The sequence below is a fragment of the Rhodopseudomonas telluris genome, assembly GCF_042432815.1.
Lineage (GTDB): Bacteria > Pseudomonadota > Alphaproteobacteria > Rhizobiales > Xanthobacteraceae > Rhodopseudomonas > Rhodopseudomonas telluris.
On record NZ_JBHLWM010000003.1, the window covers coordinates 32,167 to 47,335 of the forward strand.

A 15,169-nucleotide genomic window follows, 5' to 3' on the forward strand; every position below is an offset into this window, starting at 1 on the left:
ACGCCCGGGGCCTTGGCATTGTCGCACCCCGTCGCCATATCTTTTGAATTGACGCTCAGGAGATCCCGTGCCGTGAACGCCATCCCCGAACTGAACGACCACACCGATCGCTCGCTGCTGATCGTGGAGGACGACAAGCCGTTCCTCGAGCGCCTGTCGCGCGCGATGGAGACTCGCGGCTTCGCCGTCACATCCTGCGACAGCGTCTCGAGCGGCCTGGCGCAGATCGGCAAGCAGGCGCCGGCATTCGCCGTGGTCGATCTGCGGCTCGGCGACGGCAACGGCCTCGACGTCGTCTCGGCGCTCAAGAAGGAGCGTCCGGACGCGCGCGCCATCGTGCTGACCGGCTACGGCAACATCGCCACCGCGGTCACCGCGGTGAAGATGGGCGCCGTCGACTATCTGTCGAAGCCCGCCGATGCCGACGACGTCGTCGCCGCGCTGCTGGCGAGCGGCAACGAGAAGTCCGAGTTGCCCAACAATCCGATGTCGGCCGACCGCGTGCGCTGGGAGCACATCCAGCGCATCTACGAGATGTGCAACCGCAACGTCTCCGAAACCGCCCGCCGCCTCAACATGCACCGCCGCACCCTGCAGCGGATTCTCGCCAAGCGTGCGCCGCGGTAAGCACTTCACACCTTCTCGTCATTCCGGGGCGCTTGCGTAGCAAGCGAACCCGGAACCCATATCTATCTCCTCGACTCGCGGTGAAGCCCAGCGTCGCTGGCGCTGTGGTGGATTGGCTATGCTAGGGGTTATGGATTCCGGGTTCGCCGCCACGCGGCGCCCCGGAATGACGGGGGTGACGTCTAGCCTTCCCCAAAACCTTGCGGGTCACTCAGGCGGTTGAGCCGCCCTGCTGCCGCCAAGGCAAACCGCAGCATCATCAGCTTGCGGGTCGGGGCCTGGAGTTTGTGCTCCGGGGCTTCGCACTGCAGGTGCGCGCCGTAGCCGTCGGCGACGATCAGGCCGGTGTCGCCGGGAAAGATCTCGCACGGCAGGTCCTGGGTGAAGGCGAAAAACAGCCGATCGCAATGCGCGCGATACTCGGGCCATTTCTGATCGGCGCGCAGATCGGCCAGCGACGACTTGATTTCCACGATCCAGATTTCACAGCGCTCGTTCAGCGCCACCAGATCGGCGCGCCGGCCGGACGGCAGCGGCAGTTCGCTGACGCAGGCGAAGCCGAGCGAGCGCAGCAGCCGCGTCGTGCCGCGCGCGATTTTCAGCGCTGTTTCCGATTGCCGCAGATCGGGCGGCAGAACCATGTGAACGGCATTCGTTTCCATCGCGACGAAGTCTAGCCGATTCCGACGCCGGCTCCCAAGCGGGGCGGCACGGAACCGCGCCGTCGCCGCGCGCCGATGCGTCGAAGCATGGCTGCGGGGGCAGTTGGAGACGATCGAGATGAACCGCATCACCCTGTTCCGGGCGCTGACCCTGGCAGTCCTTGCCGCGCCACTCCCGGCACTTTCTTCGACCGCGCACGCCAAGCCCGCGGTGGAAGTCGCCTTCGTGCTGGATACGACCGGCTCGATGGCCGGACTGATCGAGGGCGCCAAGCGCAAGATCTGGTCGATCGCCACCGCGATCGTCGACAGCAATCCGGACGCCGACATCCGCATGGGCTTGGTCGCCTATCGCGACATCGGCGACGACTACGTCACCCGCAGCGTCGAAATGACGGCCGACATTCAGGATCTCTACGCGCGGCTGCTCGAGCTGCAGGCGCGCGGCGGCGGCGACTGGCCGGAGAGCGTCAACGAAGCGCTCGATGTCGCGGTGAACAAGCTGCGCTGGACCAGCGGCAGCGACACCCGCCGCATCGTGTTCCTGGTCGGCGACGCGCCGCCGCACATGGACTACGCGCAGGACACCAAGTATCCGACCACGCTCGCGGTGGCACGGCAGAAAGACATCATCGTCAACGCCGTGCAGGCGGGCAGCGCGCCGGACACCGAGCGCGTCTGGCACGAGATCGCCGACGGCGGCCGCGGCCGCTACATCCCGATCCCGCAGGACGGCGGTCAGGTGGTGATCATCCAGACGCCGTATGACGACGACATCATCATCCTGCAGAAGGAGATCAACGGCACAGTGATCCCCTACGGCCCCGCACCGCTGCAGAAACGTACCGAGAGCAAGATGCGGCAATTGTCGGAAGTCGCCGCCGCCGCGCCGGCCGCGGCCTCCGACATGGCGAGCTACCTCAACAAGCGGGCGCCGGCCTCGGCCGAAGCCGTGACCGGCGGCGGCGATCTCGTCGGCGACGTCGCGACCGGGCGGCAGAAGCTCGATCAGGTCAAGGACGCCGATCTGCCGGACGCCTTTCGCGCCCTCCCCGCCGAGCAGCGCGCCGCCAGGCTCGACGAACAAATCGCCAAGCGCCAGGCGCTGAACGCCAAACTCGCCACGCTGGTGAAACAGCGCGACGAGTACCTGCGCACCCATCGCGACAAGCAGCCGAAACAGGCGTCGTCGTTCGACCGCGAGGTCGAAGCGACGTTGAAGGCGCAGCTGAAGCGGTAAGCGAGTGGAAGCGATAGCCGCGTGAAGCGTCATCCCACCTGAAGTGGTGGAGCACGACGGCCGCTTCACCCAAAACCGTCACCCTCCGCGCAAGCGGAGGGCCCAGTATTCCAGAGCGTTCGAAGCTGCGCACTGCCGCTGCAACAGGCACACTGGAATACTGGGTCGCCCGCTTTCGCGGGCGATGACGGATGTTTTCGTGGCCGCGCGGCGCTTTAGATCCGGCCCGTTTTGACTTGCCCACTCCGACAAGGCATTCTGCGGCCATGACCGAGACCCAGACCAAAGCAAAAGCCGGCGCGACGATCATTCCGGTCACGCCGTTCCAGCAGAACTGCACGCTGTTGTGGTGCGAGGCCACCCGCAAGGCGGTGGTGATCGATCCGGGCGGCGACGTGCCGGAGATTCTCGCCGCGATCGAGAAGGTCGGCGTCAGCGTTGAGGCGATCTGGCTGACGCACGGCCATATCGATCACGTCGGCGGCGCGGCTGATCTGCGCGACGCACTGAAGGTGCAGATCATCGGCCCGCATCGCGACGATCAGTTTCTGCTCGAGAATGTCGTCAACAGTGGCCGCAGCTTCGGCATCGACGGCGTGCGCGACGTCACCACCGATCGCTGGCTCGATCAGGGCGACAGCGTCGAGGTCGGCGAGCTGAAATTCCAGGTGCTGCATTGCCCGGGCCATTCGCCGGGCAGCGTGGTGTTCTTCAACGATGCGATGCGCTTCGCGCTGGTCGGCGACGTACTGTTCGCCGGCTCGGTCGGCCGCACCGATCTGCCCGGCGGCAACCACGCCACGTTGATCACCTCGATCACCGACAAGCTGCTGCCACTCGGCGACGACGTCGGCTTCATCTGCGGCCATGGCCCGGGATCGAGCATCGGCCAGGAGCGCCAGACCAATCCGTTCCTGACCTGACGCGCCTGGAGCGCTGTCCGCGCGCCTCCCCGACGCGCAAAGGACGGGCCGCGCGAAGCGACCCGTCCAAGCTACTCATTCAGAACCAGTGCGATCAGTCGATGATTTCGACGATGCGATGGGTGCGCGGCTCCACCAGCACGGTGCGACCGTTCACCACCGTATAGCGATATTCACGCGCGGCGGCGAAATTGTCCGGAACTTCGTAGTAGGTCACGCCGTCGGCCGGCAGCACGGCGCCGACGCGGACTTCGTCACGATAGGTGTAGGACGGACGACGCTGCTCGACGACGTAAGAGCGGAAGCGCGGACGATCGTCGACGCCGAGGATACCGCTGACACCACCGACCACGCCACCGATGGTCCCGCCGACCACAGCCCCGATCGGGCCGGCCGCGCGCTCGCCTTCACGCGCGCCGCGCTCGACGCCGCCCGGAACGCCCTGGGCGTTGGCGACGGCGGGAGCGGCAAGCGCGAGAATAACCGCGGCAGTTCCGACAAAACGATTGAACATGATGAAGCTCCGTGAATGGGAAAGGTGCAGGACAAGTCGCCGCATCATGAACAGTTCCGGCTTCGCACACGTAGTTTTGCGCGAAAAAGCGGCGTTCACCGGGATGAACGGATATTCACGGTGGAACGAATTTGAAACTACTTGGCGATCAGCGCGCGGACGCGGGCCACGAGGTCGCCGAGGTCGAATGGCTTGGTAATCAGCTCCATGCCGGCCTCGACGATGCCCTCGGTCATCGCTGCGCTCTCCGCATAGCCGGTCATCAGCAGCACCTTGAGATCGGGCCGAACCATCCGGGCCTGATCGGCGAGCTGGCGGCCATTGAGTCCGGGCAGTCCGATATCCGACAACAGCAGATCGATCGTCCCGCCCTGCTGCAGCTTTGCCAACCCCGAGGGGCCATCGATCGCTTCGCGCACGGTGTAGCCGTGGTCGCGGAGCATTTCGACGATCACGCCGCGCACCACCGCCTCGTCCTCGATCACCAGCACGGTCTCGCCGCGCGCCGCGAATTCATGCGCCGGCGCCGCGGGGGCGGGCCGCGCCGCGACCTCGCTGTATTCGCGCGGCAGATACAGCGTCACCGAGGTGCCCTCGCCGAGTCGGCTGGTAATGCCGGCGTGGCCGTGTGACTGCTGCGCGAAGCCGTAGATCATCGACAGGCCGAGCCCGGTGCCCTGCCCGAGCGGCTTGGTGGTGAAGAACGGATCGAACGCGCGCGCCACAACCTCCTCGCTCATCCCGGTGCCGGTGTCGGAGACGGTGAGACACACATAGTCGCCCGGCACCAGCGCCGGCATCTCGGCGGCATCGACACTGGCGTTGCGGGTCGCGACCGTCAGCCGACCGCCTTCCGGCATCGCGTCGCGCGCGTTGATCGCCAGGTTGAGCAGCGCGCTTTCGAGCTGATTGGGATCGCACAGCGTGAGCCACAGATCCGGCGCCGGAGCGATCGCAAGGTCGATCGCTTCGCCGATGGTTCGCCGCAGCAGATCCTCCAGCGACTCCACGAGCTGATTGACGTCGACCGGCTTGGGGACCAGCGGCTGGCGCCGCGCGAAGGCGAGCAGCCGGTGCGTCAGCGCAGCGGCACGATTGGCCGACGTCATCGCCACGCCGATGTAGCGGTTGAGATTGTCGAGCCGGCCCTGCGCGAGCCGGGTCTGCATCAGGTCGAGCGAGCCGACGATGCCGGTCAGCAGATTGTTGAAGTCGTGCGCGATGCCGCCGGTGAGCTGGCCGACCGCTTCCATCTTCTGCGATTGCCGCAGCGCCTCCTCGGCCAGCTTGAGCCGCTCGGCCGCCGCCTTGTCGGCGGTGACGTCGCGCGCCACCGCATAGATCGCGTCGGCGTCCGACACGCCGGTCCAGGACAGCCAGCGATAGCTGCCGTCCCGATGGCGGATGCGGCTTTCGAACCGCACGGTGCCGGGGCCGGAAGCGAGCCGCGCGAAATGCCGCCGCGTCACGCCGCCATCGGCGGGATGCTCGAGCCATTCGGACGTACGGTCGAGCAGCTCGGCGGCGCTCCAGCCGAGGGTGTTAGTCCAGGCCGGATTGACGGTGCGCCACACGCCGTCCTGGTCGGTGACCAGCAGCAGGTCCTGCGAGACGTTCCAGATGCGGTCGCGCTCGCGGGTCTTTTCCTGCACGCGCTGTTCGAGCGTGGTGTTGAGCTGCGCGAGCTGATCGGCCAGCCGATGCGCCGCCTCTTGGCTGGCCTGCAGCCGCTGCTCGGCCTGCACCTGCTCGGTGACGTCGATATGCGCCCCGACCAAACGCAGCGGCGTGCCGTTATCGTCGCGCTCGATCACCGAGCGCACCGAGATCCAGCGCGTCTCGCCGTCGCTCGGACGAATGATGCGATAGCGCGCCGTGTAGTCCCGCGTCGTGCCCTTCACCGCCTCGACGAATTGCTGCTCGGTGATCTCGCGATCCTCGGGATGAATCCGGCGGACCCAATCCTCGTGGGTCTCGTGCGTGGCGTCGGGTGGCAGGCCGTGGACCAGCAGATATTCGGGCGAGCGCCGGTTGCGGAAGCCGGAGCGCAGATCGACTTCGAGCCCGCCGATCCGGCCGATCTGCTGGACGCGCGCCAGCTCGGCCTCGCGTTCGCGCAGCGCCATCGAGGCCATCACGTCGCCGGTGACGTCGCGGCACACCACCAGCACGCCGCCGACGCGGTCGTCCTGATCGATCGGGCTGAAGCCGTAGGTCCAGTAGATGTCTTCGAGCCGCCCGTGGCGGATCACCGGCACCAGTTCGTTCTCGCGCCAGATCGGCTCGCCGCCGGCCATGATCTGATCGATCTTGGGTGCGAGCTGATCCCAGAACTCGGGCCAGCACTCGCGCGCGGGCTGGCCCAGCGCGCGCGGATGCCGCTCGGGTCCGATCACTTCGCGATACGCGTCGTTGTAGAACTGCAGCCGCTCCGGTCCCCACCACACCAGCATCGGATGATGCGTGTTGAGCACGATCCGCACGGCGGTGCGCAGCCCCTGCGGCCACCCTTGCGGCGGTCCGAGCGGGAAATTCGCCCAATCCTGCGCACGCATCAGCGCGCCCATTTCACCGCCGCGGGCGAGAAAATCAGGTGTCAGCGATGATGTCGGGTCCAACATGATGTGAGGAGGGGTCTCGCCGCGGGCGACAGCGGCAACCTAACACCGTTAGATGCCGCCGCAACCCTCGGGACCCAGATGGAACCGCCGAAGCGGCGCGGCGATTACTTCATTAGCCCCGCTGCGGTGAGCGCGCGGGTGATGACCGCGTTGACGTCGAAGCCGCGGCGATCGCGCGGCGGCGCCTGGTTCGCCCGAGCGCCGGCCGAACCGCGGGCTTTGGCCCGTCCCGCCGGAACCTCGGTAACGTCGCGCTCGGGCCGCGGCGCGGACTTGGTCACCGCCGTCTTCTTTCGCTGGATCGGCCCGGTGAGACCGAAGAACTCGGCGATGTAGTACGACGAGGAAATGCCGGCCGCGAGCAGATAGGGCCCCGCGACTCCGAATTGTTCGTCGTCGGCGCGGCCGAGCGGCGTGCCGTGCGCCATATCGGTGATGGTGTAGGACTCCACCGCGGTTTCGCCGCTGGCGCTTCGCCATGCCCGATACGGAAAGCCGTCGATCTTGCGTTCGACCATCGGCTGCTCCGGCAGGCCATGCAGATCGAGCCACTGCCGCACCAGCGCGTCGGCGTTGGCGGCATTCACGGTGCTGTCGGCGGTGCCGTGCCACACGGACAGTTTCGGCCATGGCCCGCGATGCGACGACGCATGGCGCACCAGATCGCCCAGTGCGCGGGCGGATTGCGGCGAGGCCTGACGCATCTCCTTCAGCGCCTGGCGCACATTGGTCGCCACACCATAAGGCAGGCCGGCGATCACCGCGCCACCGGCGAAGACGTCCGGATAGGTCGCGAGCATCACCGCGGTCATGCCGCCGCCGGCCGACAGGCCGGTGAAGTAGATCCGCGCCCGGTCGATGCTGTGATGCTGGGCCATATGCTCCACCATCTGCCGGATCGACCCGGCCTCGCCGTGATCGCGCCGGATGTCCTCCGCCACGAACCAGTTGAAGCATCCGTTGGGATTGTTGGCGCGCTTCTGCTCCGGCATCAGCAGCGCGAAGCCGTAGCGCTCCGCCAGCGCCGACCAGCCGGTGCCGACCTCATAGCCGGCGGCCGTCTGGGTACAGCCATGCAGCACGACGACCAGAGGAATGCGCTCCGAGGCCCCTTCGGGCACGAACGACAGCATCCTCAGATTGCCCGGATTGGTGCCGAAATCGCTGGTCTCGGTCAGCCGGCTGGCCGCTTCCGACGCCCCGCCACTTCCACTCAACCCGCTGAATCCGTTCATCTTTCGAAGATGGGCGAGGAAATCGATGGTGTTTTTCAGGGACACGACAGCTCCTACTCCGGCAGCCCGCAGGCGCTGGCTCATATAGTTGTTGCATTGCAGCATGGAATGGATGGCGAGCGGTTTTGCGGCGGACTGCGGCGGCGCACGCCGGAGATGACCCGCGGCGACCGGGAATGTTCCTCGGCCCCGGTCGCGGCGATCAAACCAGCCCCAGAGCGTGCAGCCCGAGCCCGGCGCCGGCGCAACCGAGCAGCACCACGGCGGTGCCGGCCTTGAAGCGAAACACCGCCACGATCGCGGCCGCCGTCAGCAGCGCCGCCCAGACATTGAGGCTGGACAGCACCGGCACGTCCAATGTCAGCCCCGCAACCGGCAGCGTCCGCACCTCGCGGAAGAGCGTATGGACGGCGAACCACAGCGCGAGGTTGAGCATCACCCCGACCACCGCGGCGGTGACGGCTGCGAGCGCGGCCGACAGCGCCGTGTTGCCGCGCAGCCGTTCGACATAGGGCGCGCCGAGAAAGATCCAGAGAAAGCACGGCGCGAAGGTGACCCATGTCGTCAGCAGGCCGCCGAGCACACCGGCGGCCACCGGCGGCAGCGCGCCGGGCGCCCGATAGGCCGCGACGTAGCCGACGAATTGCAGCACCATGATCAACGGTCCGGGCGTCGTCTCCGCCATGCCGAGACCGTCGAGCATTTCGCCCGGACGCAGCCAGCCGTAGTGATCGACCGCGAGCTGCGCCACATAGGCCAGCACCGCGTAGGCGCCGCCGAACGTCACCAGCGCCATCTTGGAGAAGAACACGGCGAGCTGGCTGAACACGTTGTCTGGGCCGAGAACGATCAGCAGCGCCGCGACCGGCGCAAGCCACAGCACCAGCCACACCGCGGCCACGCGCAGTGCCTGCCCGGCCGAACTGCTCGCCGCGGTCACAAGACCGTCGCCGTCGCCGCCAACTCCCGGCGCGCCCCGCGCCGGCATCCAGCCGGTGCGGCTGCCGATCCAGCCGATCAGTCCGGCGCCGAGCACGATCAACGGAAACGGCACGTCGAACACCATGATGGCGAGCAGCGCCAGCGCGGCCAGCACGCGCATCGCGCTGGTCTTCAACGCCCGCCCGCCGACGCGGGCCACCGCCTGCAGCACAATCGCCAGCACCGCGGCCTTGAGGCCGAAGAACAGCGCGGCCACGAAGCCGAGCTGTCCGAACGACACATAGACGATGCTGAGCGCCATGATGGCCAGCGCGCCGGGCAGGATGAACAACCCGCCGGCGATCAGTCCGCCGCGCGTGCCGTGCATCAGCCAGCCCAGATAGGTGGCGAGCTGCTGGGCTTCAGGCCCGGGCAACAGCATGCAGTAGTTCAGCGCATGCAGGAATCGCTCTTCCGAGACCCAGCGCTTCTCGTCGACGACGATGCGATGCATCACCGAGATCTGTCCGGCCGGGCCGCCGAACGACAGCAAGGCGATCCGCAGCCACGCCGACGTGGCCTCCCCCAGCGAGACGCCATGGCGCCGCGCGGCGGCCGGCTCCGGCGCGGCTGTGCTCAAGCACTCTGCCGAACAGCGGCCGCGCTCGGCGCGGATCTCGCGGCGAGAGTCTGGTCGATCGCGCAGATGCCGACCTGGCACATCGCGCCGGAAACCAGATCGCCCCCGCGCTGAAGCTCCTGCGCCAGCGCATCGAACTGGCCGCGCAACAGCCGCAGCGTCTCCACCGCGACGACCGCGTGGCTGCGGCCGAGCGGCGCGAGTTGGCCGCGCAAGCGGCGGAGCTCGCCATCGGCCTCGGCAACGCGTCCCTCGGCGCGCATGATCCGCTCCAGCAGGCGCGCGCGTTCGGCGGCGAATTCGGTCTCGGCCGACGCGAGCCTGTCCTGCAGCGCGGCCAGCGCCCGCTGCTGCGGGGCGACCTCCTCGCGCAGGCTGCGCGCCGCGGCCTCGGCGTCACGCGTCGCCGCGCGACTGCTTTCCGCATCGCGCGTCTGCTGCTGCAGCTGGGCCTCGGTCTCCCGGATGCGTTCGGCCTGTTGTTCGATCAAACCGGCCGCATGACGCAGATAGCCGGCGCTTTGGCCGGTGGCGATCAGTTCGGAGAAACGGCGCAGAAATCTCACGATCTCCAATTCGCTTGGAGACTCGGGCAGAAGCTGGGGTCTGCTCATGCGGCTCGCCGGACAGAGCGGAAAGGAAACGCGGTGGGGCGTCGCGACTCAGGCGCTTAGCGACGCTAACAACTCTGCCGGGCCGCCTCAACTGGTCGCAGCGCGAAGGTTCCACGACTTCGCGCCGGATGCGCGGACACGCGCCATCCTGCCGCGCAACGAAGGTCGATTTGACAAGCGCCCGGAAAACCCCGAGCAGAGCAAGGCCGCCACGCTCTCCTCCCGGTTGCGCGGCGCTGACCGGCAGGCCCGGACCGGAGTGCATGTTGTCGGACCAGATCTACGACGTCTTCAAATTTCTCCACGTCGTCGGCGTGGTGGTGCTGGTCGGCAACGTCACCATCACGGCGTTCTGGAAGGCTTTCTCCGACATGACGCGCGATCCCAAGATCGTCGCTCACGCCCAGCGCGGCGTCACCGTGTCGGATTTCATCTTCACCGTCATCGGCATCGTGCTGGTGATGGTCGGCGGCTACGGCGCCGCGATCTACAAGGGCATCCCGCTGTTCACCTCGTTCTGGCTGGTCATCGGGCAGATTCTGTTCGCGATCTCGGGCCTGATGTGGCTCGGCGTGCTGATCCCGCTGCAGATCCGCCAGGCGAGAGCGGCGCGCGGCTTCGCCGACGGCAGCCCGATCCCCGACAGCTATTGGCGCGACGCGCGGCGCTGGCTGGTCTGGGGCATCGTCGCCACCGTGCCGCTGGTGGCGGCGATCTTCTTCATGGTGGTCAAAATCTGACCGGCCGCCGCGCCGGTTCGCGATCGGGACGAGGAAACGCCAATGTCCGTCCATGAAATCCCGCCGACCGTCGACCGCGACGCGCTGCTGCCTGGCGCGGACTTCGTCGACGCCTATGCGATCGGGATCGGCAGCCGGACGCTCGACGCCCGCAGCGCCGCGATCCAGATGATCGAACATGGCCCCGGCTGGATCGGCGTCCTGATGCGGCTGCGCAATCTCATCGTCACGCCGTTCGGGCTGAGGACGCCGGCGCCAGGCCGGCCCGATCGCGGCGACAGCATCGGCATCTTCCCGGTGCGCAGCGAGACGCCGCAGCGCGTCGTCGCCGGGTTCGACGACAGCCATCTCGATTTCCGGGTGGTGATCGACGTCGAGGACCAGGCGGCCGGCCGGCGGGTCGTCGCTTCGACGCTGGTGCGGACCAACAACCGGCTCGGCCGGATCTATCTGGCGACCATCATGCCGTTTCACCGGATGGTGGTGCGGGCGATGTTGCGGCAGCTCGCGGCCTGACGGCTCGGAACTTCAGGGGACGGCGGCGGTTGGCGAAGGTGGACGGCGAAACCAAACAGACCAGCAGCACGACTGAGGTCGACGCGACGACGGCGGCCTTGGCGCGCGCCTTCGACAGCGCGTGGGAGCGCTTCATCGCCATCGAAGGCTCCCGGGTCGAGACGGACGACAACCGGAAGCGGTTGGCGGCGCGCATCGTTGCGCTGTCGCGCGGCGGTGAGACCGACGAGGACACGCTGGCGCAATCGGCGCTGATCCATCTGTGCGTGCTGGAGGAAGCAGCCCGGCTCGGCAGCAAGCTGAAGACGACGACGGCGACGACGACGCCCGCGCCCGCAGCATCGGGCGAAACCGCCTCGCACGCCTTCAGCCCGGCGGTGGTGGCGGCGATGTCGGACGCGCTGGAGCGCTGCATGGAGGCGCTGCCGCTGCAGACGCCGTCGAGCGTCCTGCAGTTTCTCTCCGACCACATTCTCGAAGATGCCTCGCGCGGCGAACACGATCCGCAGCGGCTCAGCGAAGCCGCCCTCGAAGCGCTGCGCACGCGCTGACGATCAGGCCGCCGAGGCTTTCCCGGCCGCGCTCGCCTTGACCCACTCCGCCACCCGCATTTCCAGATCGACGAAATTCTGGCGGAGCTGCTCCATGGCGAAGCCGAGCGCGAAGAACCGCTCCATCTGCTCGCCCGACAGACCGCGCGTCAGCCCGTCCTGCCGGACCGCCTGGACCTCGGCCGCGTAGCCGTCGAGCGCGGCCGTCACGGCCCGCAGCGGCGGCGGCGGCTCCCGGTCGCGCAGCGCCGCGGCGCTGGCGGCGAGGTGCAGCGTCGCGGCCGCGCGAAACGATTCCAGCGACGGGCCGAGACGGTCCCGCAGCGGCTCCGGTAGCGGCCCCGTCACGGCGCGGCCGACCATCACCAGATCGTGCCGCAGCCGCAGCAGCGTGCGGTTGAGCGGCGCCAGATCCGGCCCTCCGGACAGGCCGGTGGCACGCTCGTGCTCGGCCTCGCCGCCGATCTGGTTCAGCTTCACCAGCGATTCGCCGATGCCGTCCTGCAGCCGGTGCAGCGCGTCGGTGTCGAGGCCCTTGGTCAGACCGTTGAGCAGTTCGCCGAGCGCGACCGCCATCAGGTCGAGCGCCCGCGCGGCCGCGCCGAGCGCCAGCGCCTGCGCCCGCGATGGCAGCACCAGGAACGACACCAGCAGCCCGGTCAGCGCGCCGACCGCGACTTCCAGCACCCGGTCGATCGCCGAATCCAGCGGCGCCACCTTGGTCATGGTCGGCACCAGCAGCACGATGATCGCCGTCACGGTGGCGACGTTGAGGTTCGGCTTGACGGCGGAGAGCAGCGCCAGCGGCGCGACCACCAGCGCCAGCACGCCGAGCAGCTCCAACTCGTTGTGATGCGGCAGCAGGATAGTGATGGCGCCGCCATAGATAGCGCCGCCGATGGTGCCGACCAGATAGTCGAACGCGATCTGCACCGAGCGGCCGACGCTGAGCTGGGTGACGATGATGGCGGTCAGCACCGCCCACAGCGGCAGGTGCAGATGCAGCGCCTGGGCGATCGCCAGCGCCAGCAGCGACGCCAGCGTGACGCGCAGCGCCAGGCCCCATTGCGGCCGGCGCGGGCGCCAATGTGCGGGATATCGGGACCAGAACGGCTTCATGCAGGGGGAATCGCAGCCTCTATGGTGACGGCTGACAGAGCATAGCGACCGCTGCGGCGCAATCGCGGCCGCAGCCGCCGCGCAGCCCCGCGATGCGGCCGCACGGCTTGAACCGCATCGCCTGCCCGCCTAACGTGCCGCGCAAAACAACAGGGAGCCTCCATGGCCAACGAAACCGCCACGCTCGCCGGCTATGTGGCCGCGCTGCGCTTCGACGACATTCCGCAGGACGTGCTGGCCCGGGCCAAGGTGCTCACCCTCGATTTCCTCGGCAGTGCGATCCGCGCCCGGCGCGACGCCGAATCCACCCCCTCTTTGCTGGCGATGCTGCAGGCGCTGTCGCTCGACGCCGACGGCGAGGCCACCGTGTTCGGCGATGCCAAGCGCCGCACCCCGGCGGTGGCGGCGCTGCTCAACGGCGCGTTCGGCCATTCGCTGGATTTCGACGACACCCACGCCGACTCCTCGCTGCATCCGTCGGCGCCGGTGGTGCCGGCCGCCTTCGCGGTCGGCGAACTGGTCGGCGCCTCGGGCCGCGACGTGCTGACCGCGATCGTCGCCGGCTATGAGGTCTGCTGCCGGCTCGGCAACGCGCTCGACCCGACCTCGCATTACGCCCGCGGCTTCCACCCCACCGCGACCGCCGGCACCTACGGCGCCGCCGCGGCAGCCGCCAAGCTGTACGGCCTCAGCGCCGAACAGATCGTCTCGGCGTTCGGCGTCTCCGGCAGCCAGGCGGCCGGCTCGCTGCAATTCCTGGTCAACGGCGCCTGGAACAAGCGCTACCAGGTCGGCGCCGCCGCGATGAACGGCGTGATCGCCGCGACGCTGGCCAAGAACGACTTCCTCGGCTCAAGCGAGTCGGTCGAAGGCATTCACGGCCTGTTGGTCGGCTACACCGACACGCCGCATCACGACAAGGCGGTGGCGGATCTCGGCCAAGTCTACGAGACGATGAAGATCGGCGTGAAGCCGTATCCGAGCTGCCGCTACACCCATGCGGCGATCGATGCGCTGATCGCGATGCGCCGCGAGCACAATCTCACGCCCGATCAGGTCAAGCGCGTCGAAGTCGGCCTGCATCGCAACGGCATCACGCTGACCGGCGACGCCGCGACCAAGCGGCATCCGTCGTCGATCGTCGGCGGCCAGTTCTCGATGTTCTTCACCGGCGCGCTGGCGCTCGACCAGGGCAGCTTCGGCTGGGACGACTACGCCCGGCTCGGCGACCCGGCGATCGACGCGCTCGCCGATCGCTTCGACGTGGTCCAGGACTCCCGGCTCGAGGGCAAGACCCACCCGTTCGGCGCCCGGGTCTCGATCACCACCGAGGACGGCGTGCACGAGCGGATTTACGCCGATCCGTCCGGCGAGCCGAATTCCTTCCCGACCGACCAGGCGATGGCGCAGAAATTCCTGCAGCTTGCCCGCCCGGTGCTGGACGGCCGCGCGCAGCAATTCGCCGACGCCATCCTGACGCTGGAGCGTCACGGCAAGGTCTCCGAGGTGACCGGGTTGGCGCGCTGACGCGCCAACCCACGCCTTGCGAGGTATTGACTTACTTTCAATCCAGAGTAGCTATTCGTCTCGGCACACTTGTGCGGCGAGGTGAGCCCATGCAGCGGTTCGTTTGCGAACAGAACATCGCGCATTTCGGCCGGCTGCTCGACGAAGCGAGCGAACCGACCCTGCGGCGTACGTTGCTGACGCTGTTGTCGTCGGCCAAGCGCGAACTCGCTTTGCTGAACTCGCAGATGTCCGGCGCCAATCTGTCGCCGGTGCCGCCGAAGCGGCCCAGCGGCGATCTGGAATCGGTGATCCATCAACTGCGCCCGAGCTTCGAAACCTCGACGCATCCCTACATGCTGATCAATCCGGGCCCCGGGCTGAAGATCATCGATATCAACGACGCCTATGCGCGCGCCACCTTCACCGATCGCCGCGAGGTTTCGGGCAAGCCGCTGTTCGAGGTCTTCCCGGACAACCCGGCGATCGAAACCGCCGACGGCGTCAGCAATCTCTACAGGTCGCTCAGCTCGGTTGTGGAGACGGGTCAGCCGCACGCCATGCAGGTTCAACGCTACGATGTCCGCGACGCATCCGGAACGTTCGTCGAGCGCTACTGGCAGCCGATCAACACGCCGATCCACGACGCCGACGGCCGCCTGATCTGCCTGCTCCATCATGTCGAGGACGTGACCGCGGAAGTGCTGGCGAACTGATGATCGCAGCCGCTGCGATCACGA

General features: G+C 68.0%; 15 protein-coding genes. 8 read left to right on the top strand and 7 right to left on the bottom strand.

Annotation, left to right across the window (positions count from 1 at the left end; translation table 11 throughout):
- The first annotated feature begins 72 nt into the window (after nt 1-72).
- On the top strand, nt 73-627 hold the full coding sequence (locus ACFFJ6_RS06975) for an ActR/PrrA/RegA family redox response regulator transcription factor (protein WP_378385857.1): 555 nt from the start codon (nt 73-75) through the stop codon (nt 625-627).
- Between the two features lie 182 nt (nt 628-809).
- On the opposite strand, the gene ACFFJ6_RS06980 is transcribed toward ACFFJ6_RS06975, so the two are convergent.
- A complete protein-coding gene (locus tag ACFFJ6_RS06980) occupies nt 810-1,289 on the bottom strand; it encodes an MmcB family DNA repair protein (protein WP_378385859.1) in 480 nt (159 codons plus the stop codon).
- Between the two features lie 118 nt (nt 1,290-1,407).
- Between ACFFJ6_RS06980 and ACFFJ6_RS06985 the strand changes: the two genes are divergently transcribed.
- Both ACFFJ6_RS06985 and ACFFJ6_RS06990 read left to right on the top strand, forming a co-directional pair.
- Nucleotides 1,408-2,529, top strand: a complete 1,122-nt coding sequence (locus tag ACFFJ6_RS06985) for a vWA domain-containing protein (RefSeq protein WP_378385861.1) — start codon at nt 1,408-1,410, stop codon at nt 2,527-2,529.
- Between the two features lie 266 nt (nt 2,530-2,795).
- Nucleotides 2,796-3,452, top strand: coding sequence for an MBL fold metallo-hydrolase (locus ACFFJ6_RS06990; RefSeq protein WP_378385863.1), 657 nt, complete (start codon nt 2,796-2,798; stop codon nt 3,450-3,452).
- A 94-nt stretch (nt 3,453-3,546) separates the two neighbouring features.
- On the opposite strand, the gene ACFFJ6_RS06995 is transcribed toward ACFFJ6_RS06990, so the two are convergent.
- The 5 genes from ACFFJ6_RS06995 to ACFFJ6_RS07015 all read right to left on the bottom strand — a co-directional run bounded on the left by ACFFJ6_RS06995 (nt 3,547) and on the right by ACFFJ6_RS07015 (nt 9,874).
- Nucleotides 3,547-3,966, bottom strand: coding sequence for a DUF1236 domain-containing protein (locus ACFFJ6_RS06995; RefSeq protein ID WP_378385865.1), 420 nt, complete (start codon nt 3,964-3,966; stop codon nt 3,547-3,549).
- A gap of 137 nt (nt 3,967-4,103) precedes the next feature.
- Nucleotides 4,104-6,587 carry a PAS domain S-box protein gene (locus ACFFJ6_RS07000; RefSeq protein WP_378385867.1) on the bottom strand — a complete coding sequence of 828 codons (2,484 nt, stop codon included), beginning with the start codon at nt 6,585-6,587 and terminating at the stop codon, nt 4,104-4,106.
- A 104-nt stretch (nt 6,588-6,691) separates the two neighbouring features.
- Complete coding sequence (locus ACFFJ6_RS07005; RefSeq protein WP_378385869.1) at nt 6,692-7,867, bottom strand: extracellular catalytic domain type 1 short-chain-length polyhydroxyalkanoate depolymerase; 1,176 nt, start codon at nt 7,865-7,867, stop codon at nt 6,692-6,694.
- Nucleotides 7,868-8,024: 157 nt separating this feature from the next.
- Nucleotides 8,025-9,383 carry a chromate efflux transporter gene (gene chrA, locus ACFFJ6_RS07010; protein ID WP_378385871.1) on the bottom strand — a complete coding sequence of 453 codons (1,359 nt, stop codon included), beginning with the start codon at nt 9,381-9,383 and terminating at the stop codon, nt 8,025-8,027.
- The gene (locus ACFFJ6_RS07015) at nt 9,380-9,874 is read right to left on the bottom strand and encodes a hypothetical protein (RefSeq protein ID WP_378385873.1); all 495 of its coding nucleotides are present in this window, start codon (nt 9,872-9,874) and stop codon (nt 9,380-9,382) included. Before ACFFJ6_RS07015 ends, chrA begins: the two co-directional genes overlap by 4 nt.
- A 401-nt stretch (nt 9,875-10,275) precedes the next feature.
- On the opposite strand from ACFFJ6_RS07015, the gene ACFFJ6_RS07020 reads away from it, so the two are divergent.
- Genes ACFFJ6_RS07020 through ACFFJ6_RS07030 form a run of 3 tightly spaced genes read left to right on the top strand, consistent with a single transcriptional unit; the run spans nt 10,276 to nt 11,804 of the window.
- Nucleotides 10,276-10,737 (top strand): DUF2269 family protein, encoded by a 462-nt coding sequence (locus tag ACFFJ6_RS07020; RefSeq protein ID WP_378387021.1) that lies wholly within the window; start codon nt 10,276-10,278, stop codon nt 10,735-10,737.
- A gap of 42 nt (nt 10,738-10,779) precedes the next feature.
- Complete coding sequence (locus ACFFJ6_RS07025; RefSeq protein ID WP_378385875.1) at nt 10,780-11,253, top strand: DUF2867 domain-containing protein; 474 nt, start codon at nt 10,780-10,782, stop codon at nt 11,251-11,253.
- Nucleotides 11,254-11,291: 38 nt separating this feature from the next.
- Nucleotides 11,292-11,804 carry a hypothetical protein gene (locus ACFFJ6_RS07030; RefSeq protein WP_378387023.1) on the top strand — a complete coding sequence of 171 codons (513 nt, stop codon included), beginning with the start codon at nt 11,292-11,294 and terminating at the stop codon, nt 11,802-11,804.
- A gap of 3 nt (nt 11,805-11,807) precedes the next feature.
- Here ACFFJ6_RS07030 and ACFFJ6_RS07035 read toward each other — a convergent pair whose 3' ends face one another.
- Nucleotides 11,808-12,923 (bottom strand): FUSC family protein, encoded by a 1,116-nt coding sequence (locus ACFFJ6_RS07035; RefSeq protein WP_378385877.1) that lies wholly within the window; start codon nt 12,921-12,923, stop codon nt 11,808-11,810.
- A gap of 162 nt (nt 12,924-13,085) precedes the next feature.
- Here ACFFJ6_RS07035 and ACFFJ6_RS07040 point away from each other — a divergent pair, with 162 nt between their 5' ends.
- The gene (locus ACFFJ6_RS07040) at nt 13,086-14,450 is read left to right on the top strand and encodes an MmgE/PrpD family protein (RefSeq protein WP_378385879.1); all 1,365 of its coding nucleotides are present in this window, start codon (nt 13,086-13,088) and stop codon (nt 14,448-14,450) included.
- A gap of 89 nt (nt 14,451-14,539) precedes the next feature.
- Nucleotides 14,540-15,145, top strand: a complete 606-nt coding sequence (locus tag ACFFJ6_RS07045; protein ID WP_378385881.1) for a PAS domain-containing protein — start codon at nt 14,540-14,542, stop codon at nt 15,143-15,145.
- Nucleotides 15,146-15,169 lie beyond the last annotated feature (24 nt).